Source organism: Actinocorallia sp. A-T 12471 (genome assembly GCF_033875155.1).
Lineage (GTDB): Bacteria > Actinomycetota > Actinomycetes > Streptosporangiales > Streptosporangiaceae > Actinocorallia.
Genome location: NZ_JAWZTE010000007.1, coordinates 1 through 21,568, shown reverse-complemented (window position 1 = coordinate 21,568; position 21,568 = coordinate 1). Strand labels below are relative to the sequence as shown.

The following is a 21,568-nucleotide window of genomic DNA, read 5'->3' as shown; positions in this document are numbered from 1 at the left end:
ACCCCAAGAACCTGGAGAACCGCTGTGACCAAACTCGGTGAGCGCATGCTGATCGGCGGCGAACTCGTCACCGCCGCCGGTGGCCGCACGTTCGACAACATCAACCCGGCGACGGAGGAGGTCATCGGCACCGCGCCCGAGGCGTCCGCCGCCGACGTCGAACGCGCGATCAAGGAAGCACGCCGCGCGTTCGACACCACGTCGTGGTCCACCGACACCGAACTGCGCCGCCGCTGCCTCGTCCAGCTCCGCGACGCGCTGCGCGCCAACGTCGAGGAACTGCGGTCCATGGTCGTCGCCGAGATCGGCGTCCCGGTCATGCTGACCGGCGGGATCGCCCTCGAGGCCGCGATCGGCTACTTCGACCACTACATCAACCTGCTCGACACCTACGCGTTCGAACGCACGGTGCCGACCAAGGAGATCTTCGGCACGCCGGTCGACCGGATCATCCGGCGCGAGGCCGTCGGCGTCGTCGCCGCGATCACCCCGTGGAACTACCCGTTCTACCTGAACATCTGCAAGGTCGGCGCGGCCCTCGCGGCGGGCTGCACCGTCGTGCTGAAGCCCGCGCCCGACTCGCCGTGGAGCGCGCTCGCGCTCGGCGCGATCGCCGCCGAGCACACCGACATCCCCGCCGGCGTCCTCAACGTGATCAGCACCAGCGACACCCGCGTCGCCTCGCTGCTGACCTCGCACCCCGACGTCGACGCCGTCACCCTGACCGGCTCGACCGTCACCGGCCGCCGCGTCATGGCCGCCGCCGCCGACACCGTCAAGCGGGTCACCCTCGAGCTGGGCGGCAAGTCCGCCGCCGTCCTGCTTGACGACGCGCCGCTTGAGACGATCATCCCCGCCCTCGCCGGCGGCGTGTGCGTCCACGCGGGCCAGGGCTGCACCCAGCTCACCCGGCTGCTCGTGCCGCGCTCCCGCCTTGACGAGGCCGTCGGCATCGCCGCCTCGGTCCTGCCGAACATCCCGTGGGGCGACCCGACCGACCCGAGCAGCGTCATGGGCCCGGTCATCAACGCCGCACAGCGCGACAGCATCCTGCGCTACTACGAGTCCGCAGCGCGCGACGGCAGGGTCGTCGTCGGCGGCAAGCCCACCGAGCGGTTCGCCAAGGGCTACTTCGTGGAGCCCACCCTCATCACCGACATCGATCCCAAGGCGACAGTCGCGCAGGAGGAGATCTTCGGCCCCGCGCTCGTCGTGCTGCCCTACGACGACGACGAGGACGCCCTCCGCATCGCCGACGGCACGATCTTCGGCCTGTCGGCCGCGGTCTACAGCGCCGACACCGACCGGGCGATGACGATGGCGCGGCGCTTCCGCAGCGGCACCGTCAGCGTCAACGGCGCGCCCTGGTTCGACGTCGAGTCCCCCTTCGGCGGCTACAAGCAGAGCGGCATCGGCCGCGAATGGGGCACCGAGGGCCTTGAGGACTTCCTCGAGGTCAAGACCATCTCCTTTCCCCCGGTCGCGGGCTGACCCCCGACCGCGCCACCCCCCACCCCGCAGAACAGAAAGAGGTAACCACCATGGGTCGAGTTGAGGGCAAGGTCGCCTTCGTCACCGGAGCCGCCCGCGGCCAGGGCCGCAGCCACGCGGTCCGGCTCGCCGAGGAGGGCGCCGACATCATCGCCGTGGACATCTGCCACGACCTGGTGACCAACAACTACCCGCTGGCCTCCGAGGCCGACCTCCAGGAGACCGCGCGTCTCGTGGAGAAGGCCGGCCGCCGCGTCATCGCCAAGAAGGCCGACGTGCGCGAGCGCGCCCAGCTCGCCGCCGTCCTGGCCGAGGGCGTCGAGGCGTTCGGCAAGCTCGACGTGGTCGTCGCCAACGCCGGCATCATGCCGCTGAACGGCGAGCCCGGCCTCCAGGCTTGGACCGACGTGGTCGACACCAACCTCGTGGGCGTCATCAACGCCGTCCACGCCTCCCTGCCCCACCTCGCCGAGGGCGGCTCGATCGTCGCCACCGGCTCGGCCGCGGCGTTCATGGTCGGCCAGCAGGTCGCCCAGCCCGGCGCGAACCCCGGCGGCGCGGGCTACTCCTACGCCAAGCGCGCCCTGTCGGAGTTCATCCACGAGATGGCCCGCAACCTCGCGCCGCGCATGATCCGCGCCAACGCCGTCCACCCGACGAACTGCAACACCGACATGCTCAACAGCGAGCCGATGTACAAGGCGTTCCGCCCCGACCTGGAGAACCCGACCCGCGAGGACGCCCTCCTGGCCTTCCCGGCCCAGCAGGCGATGCCGATCCCGTTCATCGAGCCCGGCGACGTCACCAACGCCGTCGTGTTCCTCGCCTCGGAGGAGTCCCGGTACGTCACCGGCCTCCAGCTGCGCGTGGACGGCGGCTCGTACCTCAAGTTCCACGACTTCCACCTCTGATCTCCCCTGGCGTCACCTACGAGCAAGGAGGCTCACCGTGAAGGTTCGCGTCGACCCTGAGCTGTGCCAGGGCCACACCCTGTGCGCCATGAACGCACCCGCTCTCTTCGCGCTGCGCGACGAGGACGGACACGCCTACGCCCTCCAGGAGGACGTGCCGGCCGAGCTGGAGGGCGAGGCCAAGGAGGCCGCGCGCTCCTGTCCCGAGCAGGCTGTCGTCCTTTACTGACCGTCAACAGATCTCGGGGGAGGAGACACAGTTGAGCACTGAGGAAACGCAGGCCGCCGACACGGCCCGCAAGAAGCCCGTCATCAGCCTGGACAGGCACTCGGCGAGGTACCGGGTCGAGTTCGAGGAGCTCGCGACCGAGTTCCACGGCAAGTGTCCGGTCGCCTGGAACGACACCCACGGCGGCTACTGGTTCGCCAGCGGCAACAAGGAACTGTTCGACATCGCCCGCCGCTCCGACGTCCTGTCCAACGACAACGACGTCAGCGGCACCAAGAACGGGTACGTCGGGATCAGCATCCCGCACCAGACGACCGAGAACCGGCAGCGCGGCGGCTTCCTGGAGATGGACCCGCCGGAGCAGCGGTACTACCGGCAGGCGCTGAACCCGTACCTGTCGCCCGCCGCGGTGGCCCGGTGGAAGCCGGTCATCGAGGAGCTGACCCGTGCCTGCATCGACGAGGTGATCGAGTCGGGGCGCGTCGACTTCGTCGACGACCTCGCCAACATCGTCCCGGCGGTCTTCACCCTGGCGATGCTCGGCCTTCCGCTGAAGGCGTGGGACATCTACTGCGAGCCCGTGCACGCCTCGGTGTACACCTCGCCCGACTCTCCCGAGTACCCCGCGGTGCGCGCGAAGAGCAACCAGATGTTCATGCACCTGCTCGGCTACATCAAGGAGATCAAGGAGAACCCGCGTCCGGGGCTCATCAACGAGCTGCTGACCGTCGAGATCAACGGCTACCGGCCCGACGACTTCGAGGTCGCCGGCGTCGTCATGCTGCTGATCGGCGGCGGGTTCGACACGACGACGGCGCTGACCGCCCACTCCCTCGAGTGGCTGTCGGAGAACCCCGAGGAGCGGGCGCGACTGAGCCGGGAGCGCGAGACGCTGCTGGACAGCGCGACCGAGGAGTTCCTGCGGTTCTACACGCCGGCCGTCGGCGACGGCCGCACGATCTCCCAGGACGTGGAGATCAACGGCACGCGGTTCAAGGAGGGCGACCGGCTCTGGCTGTCCTGGGCCATGGCCAACCGTGACGAGAAGGTCTTCGAGGACCCGCACAACGTCCACCTCGACCGCAAGGGCAACCGGCACGCCAGCTTCGGCCTCGGCATCCACCGGTGCATCGGGTCGAACGTGGCGCGCGCGGTCTTCAAGACCATGCTCACCGCGGTCCTCGACCGGATGCCGGACTACGTGTGCACGCCGGGCCAGGCCGTGCACTACGACACCACCGGCGTGATCAACGGGATGAAGAACCTTCCCGCGACGTTCACGCCGGGCAGGCGGATCGGCGACGGCCTCAACGAGACGATCGCGCGGATGCAGGAGATCTGCGACGAGCAGCGGCTCGCCGAACCCGTCACCGTCCGCGCCACGACGGCCAAGCTCTAGGCCGCGCGGCACCATCCAGTAAGAAAGACGAAGGGGAGTGCGTCGTGGCCTACGTGGTGGCCCAGCCCTGTGTCGACGTTCTCGACAGATCATGCGTGGACGCCTGTCCCGTCGACTGCATCTACCCGGGCGAGCGGATGGCCTACATCCAGCCCGACGAGTGCGTCGACTGCGGAGCCTGCGAGCAGGTGTGCCCCGTCGGGGCCATCTACTACGAGGAGGACATTCCCGAGGAGTGGAGCGGCTTCACGCGGATCAACGCGGAGGTCTTCACCGACGTCGGGTCGCCGGGCGGGGCGTCGGACGCCGACGTCCTGACCGACCACGAGCTCGTGTCCGCCCTGCCGACCGGTGAGGCGGGGGCATGAGCGCCCAAGGCAGGCCACTTCCCTTCGTCACCCCGTGGAACGAGTACTACTGGCGGTCGGGGGCCGACGGCGTCCTGCGCCTCAAGGGGTGCACGTCGTGTTCGGCCCTCATCCACCCGCCGAAGCCGGTGTGCCCGTCGTGCCGGAGCGCCGACCTTGAGATCCGCGAGGTCTCCGGGCGCGGCTCGCTCTTCGGCTTCACGGTGAGCCACAGGTTCCAGCTCCCGGGGGTCCCCTCGCCCGTGATCGTCGCCCAGGTCGCGCTCGAGGAGGACTCCCGGGTCAAGCTCACCACGCGTCTCGTGGACTGCGCGGAGGACGACCTCCACCTCGGCATGGCTGTGGAGGTCGCGTTCGAGCAGGTCGAGGACGTGTGGCTGCCGAACTTCAGGCCGTCGGCCGAGCAGCCCGCCGAGCCCGTCCCGCTGCCCAGGGACGAGCTGCCCGCCGAGCGGGTGCGCGAGTTCGTGCGGCCCGCGCGCACGGCACGCAAGTTCGAGGACGACGTGGTGCTCTCGGGCGTCGGCAGGTCGGCGTCCGGGCGGCGGCTGATGACCGACCCGCTGTCGCTCACCGTCGACGCGTGCCGCGCGGCGGTCGCCGACGCCGGGCTCACCATGGACGACATCGACGGCCTGTCCACCTACCCGGGCGGCGGCCTTGAGCACGGCATGGGCGAGGGCGGCGTGACCGCGCTTGAGGCTGCGCTGCGCGTCCGTCCCACCTGGTTCAACGGCGGCGGCGAGACGTTCGGGCCGGGCGGTTCGATCATCGCGGCGATGCTCGCGGTGTCGGCGGGCCTCGCCAAGCACGTCCTGTGCTTCCGCACGGTGTGGCAGTCGACGTCCGAGACGCTGATGCGCACCGGCGCGATGCCGCCTCCCGCGGGCGGCAGGTCGGCGGGCGACATGGGCTGGGGCATGCCGTTCGGCGCGACCTCGGCCGCGCACACGCTCGCGCAGACCGCCCAGCGGCACTTCCACAAGTACGGGACGACCCGCGAGACGCTCGGCTGGATCGCGCTCAACCAGCGCGCGAACGCCGCGCTCGAACCGACGGCCGTCTACCGCGAGCCGATGACGATGGACGATTACCTCGGCGCGCGGCCCATCACCACGCCGTTCGGCCTGTACGACTGCGACGTGCCGGTCGACGCGTCGATCGCCGTCGTCGTCTCGGCCGCCGAGACCGCAGGGGACCTGCGGGTCAGGCCCGTCAGGGTGGAGGCGGTCGGGACCCAGATCATCGAGCGCCTTGAGTGGGACCAGAGCACCTCGACGCACGAGCCGCAGGTGCTCGGCCCGGCCGCGCACCTGTGGACCCGCACCGACCTGCGCCCCTCCGACGTGGACGTCGCCGAACTGTACGACGGTTTCACGTTCAACTGCCTGTCCTGGATCGAGGCGCTCGGCTTCTGCGGGATCGGCGAGGCCAAGGACTTCCTCGACGGCGGCAAGAACATCGCCCGCGACGGCGTCCTGCCGCTGAACACGCACGGCGGGCAGCTGTCGCACGGCCGCACCCACGGCATGGGCCTGGTGTACGAGGCGATCACCCAGCTCAGGGGCGAGGCGGGGGAACGCCAGGTGGCCGGGGCGCGGGTGGCCGCGGTGAGCAGCGGCGGCCTCACGCCGAGCGGTGTGATGCTGCTGCGGGCCGACGCATGACCGGCCCGGGTTCCGCGCGAACCGAACTCCCAGGGATCATTGATGCTATGACGAATGTAGAAACGTCGATCGGAGGGCGTGTGCGGACCGGGGAGACGCTGTTCATCGACGGCAAGTGGCAGGGCGCCGACGACGGACGCACCTTCGACGTCACCGACCCGGCCACCGGCAAGGTCGTGGGCGCGGCCGCCGACGCGGGCGTGGCCGAGACCGACCGCGCCATCGCCGCCGCCGCCGAGGCGTTCGAGTCGTGGAGCAGGGAGACCGCCTACCGGCGCGCGGAGGCGCTGTGGAAGGCGCACATGCTGATGGCCGAGCGCGCCGAGGAACTCGCCGCGCTGATGACGCTGGAGCAGGGCAAGCCGCTCAAGGCCGCGCGCAACGAGGTCAGGTACGCGCTGAGCTTCCTCGCCTGGTTCGCCGAGGAGGCCAAGCGCGTCTACGGCTCCTCGATCCCGTCGCCGCGGGCCGACCAGCGGCTGACCGTGCTGCGCCAGGCCGTCGGGGTCGTCGCCGCGGTCACCCCGTGGAACTACCCGATCTCGATGATCACCCGCAAGGTCGCGCCCGCGCTCGCCGCGGGCTGCACGGTGGTGCTCAAGCCCGCCGAGCAGACCCCGCTGTGCGCGGTCGCCGTCTTCGAGATCCTCGCCGAGGCGGGGTTGCCCGCCGGGGCCGTCAACCTGGTGACGACGAGCCGTCCCGAGGCCGTCGGGGACAGGCTGCTCGACGCGCCCGAGGTCCGCAAGCTGACCTTCACCGGCTCCACCGAGGTCGGCAAACTGCTCGCCGCACGGGCCGCGGCGACGATGAAGCGGGTGTCGATGGAGCTCGGCGGACACGCGCCGATGCTCGTGTTCCCCGACGCCGACCCCGTCCACGCGGCCAAGGGCGCGGCGCTGGTGAAGTTCCTCAACACCGGCCAGGCGTGCATCAGCCCGAACCGGATCTTCGTGCACAGGTCGGTGCTCGAAGAGTTCACCGATGAGCTCGTCGCGCGTGTCGGCAGGCTCGTCGCTGGGCCCGGCGACAGGCCGGGCGTCTCGATCGGCCCGCTCGTGGACGACGCGTCGGTCGCCAAGGTCGCCGCCCAGGTCGAGGACGCCGTCGCCAAGGGCGCGCGGCTGCTCGCCGGCGGCCGCCGCCTCACCGAGGACGGCCTCGACGCCGGACGCTTCTACGCCCCGACCGTCCTGGCCGACGTTGACGAGACCATGCGGATCTACCGCGAGGAGACCTTCGGCCCCGTCGCGGCCGTCATCGCCTTCGATGACGAGGACGAGGCGATCCGGCGCGCCAACGACACCGAGTACGGGCTCGCGTCCTACGTCTACACCAACGATCTCGGGCGGGCCCAGCGCGTCGCGGAGGCGCTGCGGTTCGGGATCGTCGGCGTCAACGACATCGACCCGACCGGCGCGGCAGCCCCGTTCGGCGGCGTCGGCGCGAGCGGGCTCGGCCGCGAGGGCGGCGCGCAGGGCATAGACGAGTACCTCGACGTGAAACTCGTCGGAACCGTCGCGCGCTGACCCGCCAGCTGTACCTCCCCGCCCGCACTTCGGGCGCGCGGAACCCCTGTTCGAGGAATGAAGGAGCACCTGATGAAGCTGCGCGTGGGACAGACCCTCCGGAGCGCCGTTGACGCGACCGCGCTCGTCGTGGTCCGCGCCCCCGACGACGACCTCGCCATCGCCTGCGGCGGCGTGGACATGGGCGAGGAGCAGGTCGCCGAGCGGTCCCCGGCCATCGCGGGCGCGGGCTCGGGCGTGCTGCTCGGCAAGCGTTACACCGTCGACGGGATCGACGTCGAGCTGCTGTGCGTCGCGGGCGGCGACCACGCGGTGTCCGTTGGCGGGACCGAGGTCGTCCAGAAGTCCGCCAAGCCGCTGCCCGCGTCGGACTGAGCCGATGACCAAGCAGCAGCCAAGCGGGCACGTGGTCGTCGTCGGCGCGGGCCTCGGCGGGATCAGGACGATCGAGCGGCTGCGGGCCGAGGGCCACACCGGGCCGATCACCCTGGTCGGCGCGGAGCCGCACCCGCCTTATGACAGGCCGCCGCTGTCCAAGCAGATCCTCAAGCGGCAGTGGGAGCCGGAAAGGGTCGTGCTGCGCGACGACTCGGCGCTCGCCGAACTCGACGTCGCGGTGCGGCTCGGCGCGCGGGCCGTGGCGCTGCGCGGGACGACCGTTGAGCTCGCCGACGGCGAATCCGTCACCGGTGACGCGGTGGTCGTCGCGACCGGCGTCACCGCGCGCACCCTGCCGGGCCAGCCCGCAGGCGTGTTCACCCTCCGCACGCTTGACGACGCGCTCGCGCTGCGCGACGCGCTCGACGCCGCGCGGTCCCTGCTGATCGTCGGCGCGGGGTTCATCGGCGCTGAGGTCGCGTGCGCGGCGGCGGAACGCGGTGTCGAGGTGACCGTCATCGAGGCGGGCGGCGCGCCGTGTGAGCGCGCGCTCGGGCCGGACGGCGGCGCGCTCGCCGCGCGGCTGTTCACCGAGGGCGGCGTCAAGCTGCTGTGCGGCGCTGCGCTGTCCCGGTTCGTTGATGCCAGGACCGTCGAACTCGCCGACGGGACAGTGCTCACCGCGGACCTCGTCCTGGTGAGCGTCGGCGCGGCCCCCGACCTCGGCTGGCTCGACGGCGCGGGCCTGGCCACCGCCGACGGCCTCGCCTGCGACGCCCAGGGCAAAGCCGTCGGCGCGGAGCACGTGTGGGCGGTCGGCGACGCGGCCGCGTGGTGGGACGCGAGCGCGGAGGCCCATCGGCGCAGCGAGCACTGGACCACGACGATCGACCAGGCCGCCGCCGTCGCGTGCGCGATCGCGGGCGCCAAGGCGCCCGTCGCGGGCCCGGCCTACGTGTGGTCGGACCAGTTCGGCATGAAGGTGCAGACGGTCGGCCGCACGGGTGCGGCCGACGAGGTCGTCGCGCTGCACGGCGACGGACTCGACGGAGGCGCGGTCAAGGGCACGGTCATCGGTTACTTCACCGGCGGCGTGCTGACCGGCGTCGCGTCGTTCGGCGCGCCCGCGCTGTTCGTCAGGTACCGGGCGCTCGTCGCGGCGGGCGCGGGCCGGGACGAGGTCCTGGCGAAGGCGAGGGGCTGAACCGATGACCGAGATCGACATCGCCGCGGCGCTGCTGCGGCTCACGCTCGGCGTGACCATGGTCGCGCACGGCTGGAACCACGCGTTCGGCGGCGGCAAGCTGCCGGGCACCGCGCGCTGGTTCGAGTCCATCGGCATCCGCCCGGGACGGGTTCATGCGCTTCTGGCGACGCTCACCGAGCTCGGCGCGGGCGTCCTGCTGCTCGTCGGACTGCTCAACGCGCTCGCCGCGGCCGCCGTCGTCGGCACCATGATCGTCGCGCTCATCGCCAACCACATCCGGAACGGGTTCTTCATCTTCCGTCCGGGTGAGGGCTATGAGTACGTGCTGATGATCATCATCGCGGCGGGCGCGCTCGCCGCGCTCGGCCCCGGCCGCTGGTCGCTCGACCATCTTGTGGGCTTCACCCTCGACGGGCTGCCCGGCCTCGGCGTCGCGGCGCTCGGCGGGGTGGGCGGGCTGCTGCTCCTCGCGGTCTTCTGGCGTCCGAACCGCACCAAAGCCGACGCCTAGCCTTCCGCGCGGCGGTCCCGAGGCCGAGCACCCCTCGGGCCGCCGCGCGGAATTTCTCGGTGTCCGACACCGGTCAGCGACGCGGGCGGATCTCTCCGGGTTTGCCCGAAGTGTCCCGGCGCTCGGTGGGACGATCGTGCGGGGGCCGTGGAAAGGAACGCGCGTGTCGGACGGACTGACGCTGAAGCTCGTGCTCGACACCGGGGACGGGGATCTGGAAAGGGCCGAGGAGGAACTCGGGTTCCTTCTCGACGAACTGCGCGAACTCGAGGTGACGGCGTCGGTGGCACGCCCCGCCGCCGGGCCCGCGCCGGACGGCACCCGCAGCGGCGAGCTCATCGAGTGGGGCGCTGCGATCGTCGGCCTGCTCGGCAGCGAAGGCGCGCTCACCCTGCTCGTGGAGTTCACCCGGGGCTGGCTCGCCCGCCGCGCGACGGGCTCGGTGGTGCTGGAGTACGGCGGCGACCGGCTGGAGATCACCGGGGCCACCGACGCGATGAAGGAGCGCGCGCTTGAGGCGTTCCTCGCCCGCCACGGGAATTGAGCCGCGTTGGCGGGCCGCAGGGCGCTGATCCTCGCCAACAGCCTGTACGACGATCCGCGCTTCCCGCCGCTGCCGGCCGCCGAGGCCGACGCGCGGGCGCTGCGCGAGGTGCTCGCCGACCCCGCCGTCGGCGACTTCGCGGTCGAGACGCGGCTCAACGCGACACGGCGTGAGGCCGCGCGGGCGCTGAAGGCGCTGTTCACCGAGGCCGGACCCGACGACCTACTTCTGCTGCACCTTTCGCTGCACGGCTGGAAGGACGAGAACAACCGGCTGCACTTCGTCGCGAGCGACACCGAACGCGAGGACGTCGGGTTCACCGCGGTCCCCGCCGACGCGGTCAACGAGTGGATGCGGCGCAGCAGGTCGCGCAGCATCGTGCTGATGCTCGACTGCTGCTACAGCGGAGCGTTCGCGCTCGGCACGGTCCGGAGGGCGGCCGACGCGCCCCGGGTGGACGTGGCGACGCCGTTCGCGGGCAAGGGCAGGGTCGTCATCACCGCGTCCACCGCGCTGCAGTTCGCGCACGAGGGCCAGGCCCCCGCCGAGGGGGAGGAGGTGCGCACAAGCCGCGACGACGCGCGCCCGTCGGTGTTCACCTCGGCCGTCGTCGACGGCCTGCGCGACGGCTCCGCCGACCTCGACGGCGACGGCCACGTCTCGGTCCACGACCTCTACGGCCACGTCCACGACCAGGTGAGCCGCCGCATCAAGGGCCAAACCCCCACCCTGAGCGTGGACAGCGTCCGCGGCACCATCCACCTGGCCCGCAACCCCCGAGGCCCCGCCCCGACCACCACCACAACAATCTCTCGCGACCCCCTCGCCGAACTCCACGCCGCCCTCAACGACAAACGCGCCTGGCGCAGAGCCGGCGCCCTCCTCCTCATCGAACGCCACCTCGCCGACGTCCGCGAACAGTACCGCGCCGCCGCCCACCAGGCCCTCCTCCGCCTCATCGCCGACCCCGACCCCGACGTAGCCCGCCGCGCCCAAACCCTCTTCCACAACACCCCCCTAGCCACCCTCCCCGACCACCTCACCCAAGACTCACCGCCCGACCAGCCCGCGCGCAGCAGGAAGCCCACAAAACCCGACCAAGGCACACAACACGCGCAATTCGCCCAAGACTCACCGCCCGAAGAGCCCGCGCGGCTCGCGCAGCCCGCGCAGCCCGGGCAAGCTGAACAGTTCGCGCAGGCCGGGCCGTCCGCGCAGCCCGAACCGTACGGGCAGGCCGCGCAGCTCGGGCAGGCCGAACAGCTCAGGCAGGGCGGGCAGGCCGCGCAGCCCGAACAGTCCGGGCAGGCCGAACAGCTCGGGCAGGACAGGCAGGCCGCGCAGCCCGCGCAGCCCGCGCGGCCCGGGCAGCCCGGGCAGCCCGGGCAGCCCGGGCGGGCGGGGAGCCCCGGGCGGGCGGGGCGGGATGAGATGTCCGGGCAGGGCGGGCAGGGCGGGCAGGGTTTGGCGGGTGGGGGGCATGATGGGGAGGCGCGCGTCTCCCCGGACGCGTCCGGGCGGTCCTCTTCGGGTGGGTTCGGGGCGCGTCTTGTCGGGATCGACTTTGGTACTACGAATTCGGCGGTGGGGGTGGTTGAGGGCGGCGGCGTCAGGGTGATTCCGGGGCGGGATGGGGCGGCGACGACGCCGAGTCTTGTCGCGATCGCCGATGACGGGAGCGTGCTCGTCGGGGCCGAGGCGCGGCGTCAGGCGGGGATGAACTCCGCGTACACCATCAGATCGGCCAAGTTGCGGCTCGGGACCGGGTGGAGCGTGACCCGGGGGAAGGTACGGATCACCGCGGAGCGGGCGGTCGAGCTGCTGCTTGAGCGGTTGCGCGCGGACGCCGAGGCGTATCTGGGCGGCCCGATCGGCGGGGCGGTCCTGACGGTTCCGGCGAGCTTCACCCACCGTCAGCGCGAGGAGCTCGCGCTCGCCGCGCGGACCGCGGGCGTCGACGTCGTCAGGATGGTGAACGAGCCGACGGCCGCGGCGATCGCCTACGGGCTCAGCCGCAGGGACGAGGCGACGGTCCTGGTCTTCGACCTCGGCGGCGGCACCTTCGACGTGTCCGTCGTGGACGTCGCCGACGGCCTGATCGAGGTGTGCGCCACCGCGGGCGACAACCATCTGGGCGGCGACGACTGGGACGCCCGCCTCGTCGACCACCTCGTCGCGGCGTTCCAGCGCCGCCACGGGGTAAGCCTGCGCGGGAACTCCCAGGCGCTGCACCGGGTGCGCGCGGCCGCCGAGGAGGCCAAGATCCAGCTGTCGGCCGCGCGCTCGACCGAGGTCAACCTCCCCTACATCACCGCCGGCACCGGCGACTTCCAGGACCCGCCCGTGCACCTGACGGAGACCGTGACCCGCGCGGAGTTCGAGACGATGACCCGCGACCTGCTCGACCGCTGCCGCAAGATCGCCGCCCGGGTGATCCGCGCCGCGGGCATGTCCCCGTCGGACCTTGACCACGTCATCCTCACCGGCGGCGCGACGCGGATGCCCGCCGTCGCGGCCCTGGTCCGTCGGCTCACCGGACGCGACGACGTCCACCGGGGCCTGATCCCCGAGGGCGTCGTCACCGGCGCGGCCCTGAACGCGGGCGTGCTCGAAGGCCGACAACGCGACCTGCTGCTCCTCGACGTGCGCTCGTTCCCCGTCGGCCTCGAGACGGCCGGGGCGGGGCACACCGAGGTGGTCGCCAAGGACACCCCACTCCCGTTCCTCCGCTGGACCCTGCTCGCCCCGTCCCACGACGGCCAGACCGCGCTCACCGCCCACCTGATGGACGATCCGGCGGACGGCTGCGACACCCTGGCGGTCCTCCGGCTCACCGGCCTGCGGAGCGTCCCGGCCGGGACGCCCGTCGCCGAGGCGACCGTCGCCGCGGACGTCACCGGAACCCTGAGCCTGCGGCTCAGGGAGCTGCGCGGAACGCCGGACGCGCTGCCGGGCCGCGCGAGGGAGCTCGCCAGGCTGCGCGCGGACCAGCGAGCGGGGGACGAGATCCCCGACGACTTCTACACCGGCCGGGAGGAGTCGGTGACCGTCACCGACGCTGTCTCGCGCGCGGCCGCCGCGCTGGTGCGCTCGGCGGCCTGGCGCGCCCACCGCGACGACCTCCCGATGGCGTGGAAGGACTGAACGTCACCCGGAGCAATATCCGCCGAGTTTCGGACGTCCGGAACTCGGGAGGGTTCGGATCGCATCTGCGCGCCGATGTCGGGCCTGGGCGCGAGGAACGGCGTGTCAGGCAGCGACCAGTCGGCCCGGCGCGGGCCCGTGCCCGTTGCCGTACGCCCACGAGCGCCGGATCTGCACGGGCGAGGCGAAGCCGCTGAGGTCGACGCCGTCGTCGGAGTCGCGGAAGGCGCGCACGCCACGGATGACGTTGCCCGCGCCCGACCCGTCCTTGACCGCGACGCCGTCGGCGTTCTCGCCGTTCTTGGGGTCGTCGTGGTTGTCGTGGAAGTCGGAGTCGAGGACGCTGTTGCCGATCGTGCCCTCACCGCGCAGGACGAGCCCGGTCGCGCCGTTCTCGTATATCTCGAGCCGCTGGAACACGGTGTGGGTGCAGCTGAAGCAGACCCACGGGAAGGTCGCGGCGCTGTGCACCGTCAGGTTCTGGACCATCCAATATGCGGCACTCTGCGTGACGAACCACTGGTTACCGCGGATGAGCGAGGCGTCGATCACCGGCCGCTCGTTCCGGTAGCCGCTGAGCGTGATGCGCCGGTCGGCGGTCCCGGTCGTGCTGATCGCGACGGGCTCGGCCGGCCGGTAGGCGCCGCCGCGCAGCGCCGCGACCTTTGCGGCGAGCGGCGCGGGAACCGGCAGCATCGCGGCGGTGGTGAGCACTGCCACCACAGCGCGAGCAGCCGCTGGTCGGCCGGGTTGAGCCAGCGGGTCGCCGCCGCGATCTCGCGGCGCTGCTCGGTGAGCGCGACCCTGACGACGGTCTCGCCGAGCGGGTCCGCGCCGGGATCGGCGAGGTCGGCCCCGTCGTCGAGCGGCCGTTGCCGGGCGAGGGCCGCGCCCCGGCTCCTGCCGCGCTCCTGCGTCTGGCGGATCGCGATCGCGATGAGCCATGACCTGAACCGCTCGGGATCGCGCAGGCCGGGCAGCGCGGTCATCGCGCGCAGCATGGTCTCCTGGACGACGTCGTCGACGTCCGGGTGCCCGTCGAGCGCGTCCGAAAGCGTTATCGGCGCGCGTCCCCGCCCGTCTCCTGATCGTGGCGGCCCTGGGGGACGCCACGGCCTCGGCCGCCGAGCCCCTGGAGTAAGTGTTCGTTGACAGAATCCGGTTCGGGTATAACAGTTGCCGAAACCGCCACCCCAGAACGGATCACCGTATGACCGAGTCACGCGCCGCAGTACTGCGCGACCCAGCAGGCCCCTTCAGCATCGAGACCGTCATCGTTGACGCGCCACGGCCGGGGGAGGCGCTGGTCCGGGTGGTCGGGGCGGGTATGTGCCACACCGACCAGCTCGGCCGTGCCGGGGTGTTCGGGGAGGCGTTCCTGCCCGCCGTCCTCGGGCACGAGGGCTCGGGGGTCGTGGAGGCGGTCGGGCCCGGGGTCAGCTCGGTGGAGCCGGGCGATCACGTCGTGCTCAGCTTCGACTACTGCGGGACGTGTCCGGCCTGCCTGTCCGGCGCGCCCGCCAACTGCGCGCTGTTCGAGCTGAGCAACCTCACCGGCCTGCGCCCCGACGGGTCGGGCTCGGCCAAGGACGCCTCGGGCGCGCCGCTCACCAGCCGCTGGTTCGCCCAGTCGTCGTTCGCCCACTACACCCTCGCGACCGAGCGGAACATGGTGAAGGTGGCCAAGGACGTCCCCCTCGCCCTGCTCGGCCCGCTCGGCTGCGGCATCCAGACGGGCGCGGGGGCCGTGCTGAACACCGCGCGGCTGTCGCCCGGCGAGTCGATCGCGGTGTTCGGGGTCGGCGCGGTCGGGCTCGCCGCGATCATGGCGGCGAAGGCGTCGGGCGCGGGCGACATCGTCGCGGTCGACCTCAACCCCGCGCGGCGCGAGGCGGCGCTCCGGCTCGGCGCGACCCGCGCGGTGGACGGCGCGCACCCTGACCTCGCGACCGAGATCCGCGCGGGCGGCCCCGGCGTCGACGTCACCTTCGACACGACGGGAGTCACCGCGGCGATGTCGGCCGCGGTGGAGGTCCTCACCCGGCCGGGGCGCTGCGTGCTCGTCGGCGCGGGCATGGACCTGCTGACGGTCCACCCGGCGAGCCTTGTCGGCAAGACCGTCACCTATGTGTACGAGGGCGACGCGATCCCTCAGCTGTTCATCCCGCGTCTCATCACCCTGTGGAAGAAGGGCCTCTTCCCCTTCGACGAGCTCATCACCACCTACCCCCTGGCGGACATCAACCAGGCGGAAGCCGACACCCACAAGGGGACGGTCATCAAGCCCGTCCTCCTCATGGACGCCGAAGCCTGACGCCCCCGCCCGTCCGCACCCCGGACGGGCACCCCGACAAAACCTAGGTTTTCCCCACGAACAGATCTGGGAACGTTCCACTGGGACGGTCGGCGCGCGGGGGCGTCGGCCGCGGGCGGCGCGGAGGGGACGGCCCATGGGGGACGCGCAGGCGGGACGGGGGAGGGCCGACGCGCTCGTCCTGTTCGGGATCACCGGCGACCTCGCCGAGAAGATGGTCCTGCCCGCCCTCTACGGGCTGGTCAGCCAGGGGTTCGAGCTGTGCCGGGTGATCGGGGTGACCCGCGGCGACTGGTCGGTCGAGCGCCTCCGCGACCACGTACGCGACGCCGTCACCGCGCACGAGAAGGTCGAGGACAAGGCACTCGACAAGCTCCTCGCCCTGCTGCGCGTCGCCCGGGTCGACTACACCGACGCGAGCACCTTCCGGAGCATCGCCGAGCAGGCCGACGGGTGCGCGGTCCTCGCCCACTATCTCGCCCTCCCCCCGAACCTGTACGAGCCCGCCGCGCGCTGCCTCGCCGAGGCGGGACTGAGCGAGAACGCGCGGCTCGTCGTGGAGAAGCCGTTCGGCCACGACCTCGCCTCGGCCCGCGACCTCCAGGCCGGGCTCACCAGGTACTTCCCCGACGAGGCGATCCGCAGAGTCGACCATTACCTGGGCAAGGAGTCGGTGGAGAACCTGCTCACCTTCCGGGCCGCCAACACCGTGATCGACACAATCCTGCACCGGCACCACGTCAGGTCGGTCCAGCTCACCGCCGCCGAGGACCTCGACGTCGCCGACCGGGGCGGCTTCTACGACGCGACGGGCTGTCTGCGCGACGTCGTCCAGAACCACCTGCTGCAGATGCTCGCCTACTTCGTCATGGACACCCCGCGCAGCGGCTCGCCCGAGGACGTCCTTGCCGAGCGCACCCGCGCGCTGAGAGCGGTCCGTACTGTCCTGCCGGAGGATTACGTCAACGGGCAGTACGAGGGGTACCGGGAGACGGAGGGCGTCGCGCCGGACTCCGTCACCGAGACGTACGCGGCGCTGAGGCTGTACGTGGACACCGACCGCTGGTCCGGCGTGCCGTTCACGCTGCGCGCGGGCAAGTGCCTCGCCGCGCGCGCCACCGAGATAGCCGTGGAGTTCGACAGGCCGGTCGCCGGCTACCACCACACGGTGTGCGCGCAGAAGGCCGCGCCGAACCTGATGCGGCTGCACTTCGAGCCGCACGCCGGCGTCGCGTTCGGCCTGCTGGCGCGGCGCGGGGCCGACGAGACCGTCGTGGACGAGCTCACCACCACGCTCGGCTTCCCGCACCTGAACCGGTCGCGCCCCTACGAGCACGTCCTTGAGGGTGCCGTCACCGGCGACCCCACCCGGTTCTCCACGATGGAGGCCATCACCGAGTGCTGGCGGGTCGTCTCCGACCTGCTGCCCGCGCCCTTCCCCCCGCTGACGTACAAGCCGGGCACGTGGGGGCCGCCGGAGTCCGTCCGCCTCACCCGGGACGACCACTGGCACACCCCGCGGACGCCCTGACGCCGTCGGTCACTCCGCCAGGTCGAGCCGGGGCAGGCGCAGCGCCGCGATGACGGCGAGGGCGAGCGTGAGCGTCCCGAGGAGCGCGAGGGACGCCGCGCCGAAGCCCTCCTTCTCGGTGTGCGACCCCGCGACGTAGAGGGTGTAGGCCGAGCAGAGCATCGAGGGAACCGCGACGACCCGGGCGGCGGTCGCGGCGGTCTCGAGCCGCAGCCACACCGACGCGGTGACCCCGACGTACAGGGCTGCGGTAGCGGCGGCCAGCCAGACGACGGCATGGTCGAGCAGGGTCGGGTCGTAGCCGTAGTGCTCGAGGTCGTCGAAGGCCCACGCGAGGCGCAGCGGCAGGTACGCGAGGACGAGGGTCGCCACCGCGAGTGCGGCTCCGGCGCGCGTGTACATGGGGGCATCCTAAGAATTACGATCTGGGCGCGATGACTGTTCTGGCGGCCAGATACGAGCTCCGCGGCATGATCGGCGAGGGCGGCATGGGACGGGTCTGGCGCGCGCACGACCTCGTGCTCGACAGGGTCGTCGCGGTCAAGCGCGTCACCTTCCCCGAAGGGGTCTCGGCCGACGAGCGGATGGTGCTGTGCCGCCGCGCCGTCCGGGAGGCCCGCGCCGCCGCGGCCGTGCGGCATCCGTCGATCGTCGCGGTGCACGACGTGCTCGAAGAGGACGGCGTCCCCTGCGTCGTCATGGAGCTCGTGGAGGGCAGGTCGCTGCGGGAGGCGCTGCCGGTGCCGCCGCGCGAGGCGGCGCGGATCGGGCTCGCGGTGCTGTCCGCGCTGACCGCCGCGCACGCGGCCGGCGTCGTCCACCGCGACGTCACCCCGGGCAACGTGCTGCTCGCCGACGACGGCCGCGTCGTCCTGACCGACTTCGGCATCGCGGCGGTCAGCGGCGCCGAGGCGCTGACCCGCACCGGCGTCCTGGTGGGCGCGCCGGGCTTCCTGCCGCCCGAGCGGCTGAGCGGGGGCGTCCACGGGCCGGAGGGCGACATCTTCTCGCTCGGCGCGACCCTCTACGCGGCGGTCAACGGCCACGGCCCGTTCCGGCGCGCCACCGAGGCCGCGACGCTCGCCGCGACGGTGCTCGACCGGCCGCCGCGCCTGCGCGGCGCGGGCCCGCTCGGCGGCCTGCTCGCGCGGATGCTGCGCAAGGACCCCGCGACGCGCCCGCGTCCCGCGCGGATCGAGCGGACACTGCGCCGCGCGGCGGGGGAGCGGGTGTCGTGGTGGGAGCGCGCGGCGTGGCTGCCGGACGTCAGATGGGAGTACGGCTGGCTCGTGCTCGTCGCGGCGGTCTCCTCCGCGTTCCTTTTCGCTGATCTCGCGCCGTACGACGCGCGCTATCGCGGTCTCGACGTGTGCGCGGTAGCCGCCTCGATGCCTTCGGTGGTCTCCCGTGATCCGGAGCCCGGCTGCTCTCTTGAACTGTCCGACGGCAGGACCCTCACGGTCTACTGGTGGGACACCCCGAACCCGCGGGCCGGACGCGTCGAGTACCTGCGGGCGCGTGAGCGGGCCGTCTACGGGAAGGTCACCACGCTGCCGCGCCTCGGCGACGCGGCCTTCGCCACCGGCGACGGCGTCGCCGCCTGCTTCCGCGACGGCGCGCTCGTCGTCCGCGTCTCGACCGACAAGGGCGACTACGGCCCGCACCCGCGCGCGCTGTGGGAGGCATTGCGGAAGGCGCGGCCATGATGCGGCTCGAAGGCAGGTACACGCTCGGCGAGGTGCTCGGCGAAGGCGGCATGGGACGGGTGTGGCGGGCCTACGACGACGTCACGCGGCGCGAGGTTGCCGTCAAGGAGGTCTTCGCGAGGGTCAGCGCGGAACGCGCGCTGCGCGAGGCCAAGGCGATGGCGCGGCTGCGGCATCCGGAGATCGTCAGGGTCCACGACGTGCTCATGTCGGGCGACCGGCCGTGGATCGTCATGGAGTTCCTCGACGGGACCACGCTCGACGCCGTCCTCGCCGATAAGGGGTCGCTGCCGCCCGAGCGGGTCGCCGAACTCGGCCGCGCGGTCCTGCGGGCGCTCGCCCACGCGCACGACCAGGGCGTCGTCCACCGGGACGTGAAGCCGGGCAACGTGTTCGTCCGCGCCGACGGACGGATCGTGCTCACCGACTTCGGCATCTCGAGCCTCGACGGCGAGGAACGGCTGACCGCGACCGGCTACCCGATCGGCACGCCCGGCTATGTCGCGCCCGAGCGACTGCGGCACGCCGACCGGCCGCCCGAGCCTTCGGCCGACCTGTTCTCGCTCGGCGCGCTCCTGTACACCGCGCTCGCCGGACGCGCCCCGTTCGCCCGCGACACGCCGCTCGCCTCGCTCACCGCGCCGCTCACCGACCGGCCGGAGCGGCCCGACGGCCCGCCGAGGCTCGTCGCGGCGATCATGGGGATGCTCGCGGCCGACCCGCGCGGCCGTGCGGCGGCGGCTTCCCGGCTGACCGATCCGAAGATCACGCGGCCGGGTTCCAAGATGTTCCGGGGCGTGCGCGCGCTGGAAGCGGGTCTGGTCGTCGCGGTGGCGGTCGGGGTGGTCGTCGGGCTCGGCCTCGCGGCGCGCGACGGCCCCGAGCCGCCCGCGCCGGTGTTCACCCAGCCCGCCGTCGTCACACCGCCGCCGCGCCTTGAGCCGAGCCTGCAGATCCCGCAGCTGTTCCCGACCATCGACCCCGAGGACCTCTCATCGCTGCTGCCGACCGTGACCTACGCACCGCCGCCGGTTGACCTGTGCGACCTGTCGCCCGACTTGTGCTGACCGCGCTGCGGCTGCACGTCATGCTCGCGCTGCTGCTCGCGGGGGCCGCCGTGTACCCGTTGGCCGAAGCCTTCACGACCCCGTACGCGCAGGACGGGCGTCCGCACGAGTTCGCGGTGTTCCTGCTGTTCGCGGCGGCGACCTCCGCAGTTCTCACGCGGCTGATCCGGCGTGCGACCCGGCGGCACTGGCTGCTCGCGGCCGGGACGCATCTGCTGCTGCTCGCGGTGCTGCTCAAGGCGGCGCTCGTGACCGGGCCCGGATACGCGTGGGCCGCGACGGTGCCCGTCATCGCGATGTGCGGGTTCCTCGTGGTGACGGCGTTCGCGCTGCGTGCGCGTTAGGGCGTGAGGACGGCCGCGCCGTTGACGCGGTCGGCGGCCAGGTCGGCGAGGGCGCGGTCGGCCTCGGCGAGCGGGTACCGCGTGGTCTCGACGTGGATCTTGAGCCGGGCGGCCAGGCGGAGGAACTCTTCGCCGTCGGCCCGTGTGTTGGAGGTGACGGAGGTGATCCGGCGTTCCTGGAACAGGTGCTTCTGGTAGTCGAGCGAGGGGATGTCGGTGAGGTGGATGCCCGCGATCGCGAGGGTGCCGCCCCTGTCCAGGCGTTCCAGCGCCGGGGGGACGAGCTCGCCCACCGGGGCGAAGAGGATCGCGGAGTCGAGCGGTTCGGGGGACGGGTCGAACGAGTCTCCGGCGGAGTCCGCGCCGAGGTCGAGAGCGAGCCGACGCGCGGACTCGGCGCGGGTGAAGACGTGGACGCGCGCGCCCTGCGCGAGCGCGACCTGTGCGGCCAGATGGGCCGAGCCGCCGAAACCCCAGATGCCGAGCCTGCCTCCCGGGGGAAGCGCGGCCAGGCGTAGCGCGCGGTAGCCGATGATCCCCGCGCAGAGCAGGGGCGCGGCGGTGACGTCATCGATTTCGTCGGGGAGCGAGTAGACGTAGGCGTCCTCGGCGAGCGCATACTCAGCGTAGCCACCGTCGGCGTCCCAGCCGGTATAACGCGACAACGGGCACAAATTCTCCGCCCCACGCCGACAGTAGGCGCACCGCCCGCACGTGGAGCGCAGCCAAGCCGCCCCGACCCGCTCTCCGATCGCCCGCAGCGCCCCCGCCCCCGCCGCGACGACCTCGCCGACGATCTCATGCCCCGGCGTCACCCCCTCCCGCCGCACCGGAAGATCCCCTTCGGCCACATGCAGATCAGTCCGGCACACCCCACAAGCCAACACCCTGAGCAACACCTCCCCGGCCCCCGGCACCGGCACCTCCCGCTCCACAACCTCCAAGGGCCCCGCCCCAATAGGCCCAGGCCGCACCACACTCCAAGCCCACATAACCCCACCCCCCACCCCTACCTACCGCCCCCCCACCCCCCAAAACCCCCACCCCACCCCGTGGGCTCCACGCCCCGCCCCGATCGGCGAGCCAGCCGCCTGAAGCGCGCATGAGGAACTCGCGCTCTAGCGCGAGTTCCTCATGCCGCGCTGCGCTCATGCCGCGCTGCGCTCATGCCGCGCTGCGCTCATGCCGCGCTGCGCTCGTGCCGCGCTGCGCTCGTGCCGCGCTGCGC

Annotated in this window: 20 protein-coding genes and 1 pseudogene; 17 read left to right on the top strand and 4 right to left on the bottom strand. The window is 72.4% G+C overall.

Translation table 11 applies throughout. The features are described from left to right. Positions 1–24 precede the first annotated feature (24 nt). From R9X44_RS20375 to R9X44_RS20320, 12 genes are all read left to right on the top strand, one after another. Entirely contained in the window at positions 25–1,491 is a 1,467-nt protein-coding gene (locus R9X44_RS20375) for an aldehyde dehydrogenase family protein (protein ID WP_319815806.1), read from the top strand. 50 nt (positions 1,492–1,541) lie between these two features. Continuing rightward, positions 1,542–2,402 (top strand): mycofactocin-coupled SDR family oxidoreductase, encoded by an 861-nt coding sequence (locus R9X44_RS20370; protein ID WP_319815805.1) that lies wholly within the window; start codon positions 1,542–1,544, stop codon positions 2,400–2,402. 37 nt (positions 2,403–2,439) lie between these two features. After that, complete coding sequence (locus R9X44_RS20365; RefSeq protein WP_319815804.1) at positions 2,440–2,631, top strand: ferredoxin; 192 nt, start codon at positions 2,440–2,442, stop codon at positions 2,629–2,631. Between the two features lie 31 nt (positions 2,632–2,662). Further along, positions 2,663–4,030 (top strand): cytochrome P450, encoded by a 1,368-nt coding sequence (locus R9X44_RS20360; RefSeq protein ID WP_319815803.1) that lies wholly within the window; start codon positions 2,663–2,665, stop codon positions 4,028–4,030. 44 nt (positions 4,031–4,074) lie between these two features. Continuing rightward, positions 4,075–4,398, top strand: coding sequence for a ferredoxin (gene fdxA, locus R9X44_RS20355; protein WP_319815802.1), 324 nt, complete (start codon positions 4,075–4,077; stop codon positions 4,396–4,398). Next, a complete protein-coding gene (locus R9X44_RS20350) occupies positions 4,395–6,065 on the top strand; it encodes a thiolase C-terminal domain-containing protein (RefSeq protein WP_319815801.1) in 1,671 nt (556 codons plus the stop codon). Before fdxA ends, R9X44_RS20350 begins: the two co-directional genes overlap by 4 nt. Before the next feature lie 47 nt (positions 6,066–6,112). Beyond that, positions 6,113–7,594: an NAD-dependent succinate-semialdehyde dehydrogenase gene (locus R9X44_RS20345; RefSeq protein WP_319815800.1), complete on the top strand. Its 1,482-nt coding sequence runs from the start codon at positions 6,113–6,115 to the stop codon at positions 7,592–7,594. A 72-nt stretch (positions 7,595–7,666) separates the two neighbouring features. After that, the gene (locus R9X44_RS20340) at positions 7,667–7,969 is read left to right on the top strand and encodes a hypothetical protein (protein WP_319815799.1); all 303 of its coding nucleotides are present in this window, start codon (positions 7,667–7,669) and stop codon (positions 7,967–7,969) included. Between the two features lie 4 nt (positions 7,970–7,973). Continuing rightward, positions 7,974–9,176 (top strand): NAD(P)/FAD-dependent oxidoreductase, encoded by a 1,203-nt coding sequence (locus R9X44_RS20335; RefSeq protein WP_319815798.1) that lies wholly within the window; start codon positions 7,974–7,976, stop codon positions 9,174–9,176. Positions 9,177–9,180: 4 nt separating this feature from the next. Continuing rightward, entirely contained in the window at positions 9,181–9,690 is a 510-nt protein-coding gene (locus R9X44_RS20330) for a DoxX family protein (RefSeq protein ID WP_319815797.1), read from the top strand. Between the two features lie 163 nt (positions 9,691–9,853). Next, positions 9,854–10,234 (top strand): effector-associated constant component EACC1, encoded by a 381-nt coding sequence (locus R9X44_RS20325; protein WP_319815796.1) that lies wholly within the window; start codon positions 9,854–9,856, stop codon positions 10,232–10,234. 6 nt (positions 10,235–10,240) lie between these two features. Then, entirely contained in the window at positions 10,241–13,378 is a 3,138-nt protein-coding gene (locus R9X44_RS20320; RefSeq protein ID WP_319815795.1) for a caspase, EACC1-associated type, read from the top strand. Positions 13,379–13,483: 105 nt separating this feature from the next. Here R9X44_RS20320 and R9X44_RS20315 read toward each other — a convergent pair whose 3' ends face one another. Further along, positions 13,484–14,074, bottom strand: a complete 591-nt coding sequence (locus R9X44_RS20315) for a right-handed parallel beta-helix repeat-containing protein (RefSeq protein WP_319816104.1) — start codon at positions 14,072–14,074, stop codon at positions 13,484–13,486. 209 nt (positions 14,075–14,283) lie between these two features. Beyond that, positions 14,284–14,601, bottom strand: a pseudogene (locus R9X44_RS20310) (RNA polymerase sigma factor); the annotation flags it as partial. Between R9X44_RS20310 and R9X44_RS20305 the strand changes: the two are divergent. Then, on the top strand, positions 14,589–15,692 hold the full coding sequence (locus R9X44_RS20305) for an NAD(P)-dependent alcohol dehydrogenase (RefSeq protein ID WP_319815794.1): 1,104 nt from the start codon (positions 14,589–14,591) through the stop codon (positions 15,690–15,692). The pseudogene R9X44_RS20310 and the gene R9X44_RS20305 overlap by 13 nt on opposite strands. A gap of 136 nt (positions 15,693–15,828) precedes the next feature. Further along, complete coding sequence (locus tag R9X44_RS20300; RefSeq protein ID WP_319815793.1) at positions 15,829–17,223, top strand: glucose-6-phosphate dehydrogenase; 1,395 nt, start codon at positions 15,829–15,831, stop codon at positions 17,221–17,223. A 9-nt stretch (positions 17,224–17,232) separates the two neighbouring features. On the opposite strand, the gene R9X44_RS20295 is transcribed toward R9X44_RS20300, so the two are convergent. Continuing rightward, a complete protein-coding gene (locus tag R9X44_RS20295) occupies positions 17,233–17,625 on the bottom strand; it encodes a hypothetical protein (RefSeq protein ID WP_319815792.1) in 393 nt (130 codons plus the stop codon). Between the two features lie 32 nt (positions 17,626–17,657). Here R9X44_RS20295 and R9X44_RS20290 point away from each other — a divergent pair, with 32 nt between their 5' ends. Genes R9X44_RS20290 through R9X44_RS20280 form a run of 3 tightly spaced genes read left to right on the top strand, consistent with a single transcriptional unit; the run spans position 17,658 to position 20,340 of the window. After that, the gene (locus R9X44_RS20290; protein ID WP_319815791.1) at positions 17,658–18,929 is read left to right on the top strand and encodes a serine/threonine-protein kinase; all 1,272 of its coding nucleotides are present in this window, start codon (positions 17,658–17,660) and stop codon (positions 18,927–18,929) included. Continuing rightward, positions 18,926–19,996, top strand: a complete 1,071-nt coding sequence (locus R9X44_RS20285; RefSeq protein WP_319815790.1) for a serine/threonine-protein kinase — start codon at positions 18,926–18,928, stop codon at positions 19,994–19,996. The genes R9X44_RS20290 and R9X44_RS20285 overlap by 4 nt, the downstream gene beginning before the upstream one ends. Further along, positions 19,969–20,340 carry a hypothetical protein gene (locus R9X44_RS20280; protein ID WP_319815789.1) on the top strand — a complete coding sequence of 124 codons (372 nt, stop codon included), beginning with the start codon at positions 19,969–19,971 and terminating at the stop codon, positions 20,338–20,340. Before R9X44_RS20285 ends, R9X44_RS20280 begins: the two co-directional genes overlap by 28 nt. Here R9X44_RS20280 and R9X44_RS20275 read toward each other — a convergent pair. Then, positions 20,337–21,332 (bottom strand): zinc-dependent alcohol dehydrogenase family protein, encoded by a 996-nt coding sequence (locus R9X44_RS20275; protein ID WP_319815788.1) that lies wholly within the window; start codon positions 21,330–21,332, stop codon positions 20,337–20,339. The two genes, R9X44_RS20280 and R9X44_RS20275, sit on opposite strands and share 4 nt — an antisense overlap. Positions 21,333–21,568 lie beyond the last annotated feature (236 nt).

Bases quoted from the DNA above. Each gene is read 5' to 3' on its own strand.
- R9X44_RS20340 (WP_319815799.1), top strand. From the start codon at position 7,667: ATGAAGCTGCGCGTGGGACAGACCCTCCGGAGCGCCGTTGACGCGACC.
- R9X44_RS20295 (WP_319815792.1), bottom strand. From the start codon at position 17,625: ATGTACACGCGCGCCGGAGCCGCACTCGCGGTGGCGACCCTCGTCCTC.
- R9X44_RS20290 (WP_319815791.1), top strand. From the start codon at position 17,658: ATGACTGTTCTGGCGGCCAGATACGAGCTCCGCGGCATGATCGGCGAG.
- R9X44_RS20370 (WP_319815805.1), top strand. From the start codon at position 1,542: ATGGGTCGAGTTGAGGGCAAGGTCGCCTTCGTCACCGGAGCCGCCCGC.
- R9X44_RS20315 (WP_319816104.1), bottom strand. From the start codon at position 14,074: ATGCTGCCGGTTCCCGCGCCGCTCGCCGCAAAGGTCGCGGCGCTGCGC.
- R9X44_RS20350 (WP_319815801.1), top strand. From the start codon at position 4,395: ATGAGCGCCCAAGGCAGGCCACTTCCCTTCGTCACCCCGTGGAACGAG.
- R9X44_RS20300 (WP_319815793.1), top strand. From the start codon at position 15,829: ATGGGGGACGCGCAGGCGGGACGGGGGAGGGCCGACGCGCTCGTCCTG.
- R9X44_RS20330 (WP_319815797.1), top strand. From the start codon at position 9,181: ATGACCGAGATCGACATCGCCGCGGCGCTGCTGCGGCTCACGCTCGGC.
- R9X44_RS20285 (WP_319815790.1), top strand. From the start codon at position 18,926: ATGATGCGGCTCGAAGGCAGGTACACGCTCGGCGAGGTGCTCGGCGAA.
- R9X44_RS20275 (WP_319815788.1), bottom strand. From the start codon at position 21,332: ATGTGGGCTTGGAGTGTGGTGCGGCCTGGGCCTATTGGGGCGGGGCCC.
- R9X44_RS20335 (WP_319815798.1), top strand. From the start codon at position 7,974: ATGACCAAGCAGCAGCCAAGCGGGCACGTGGTCGTCGTCGGCGCGGGC.
- R9X44_RS20345 (WP_319815800.1), top strand. From the start codon at position 6,113: ATGACGAATGTAGAAACGTCGATCGGAGGGCGTGTGCGGACCGGGGAG.
- R9X44_RS20305 (WP_319815794.1), top strand. From the start codon at position 14,589: ATGACCGAGTCACGCGCCGCAGTACTGCGCGACCCAGCAGGCCCCTTC.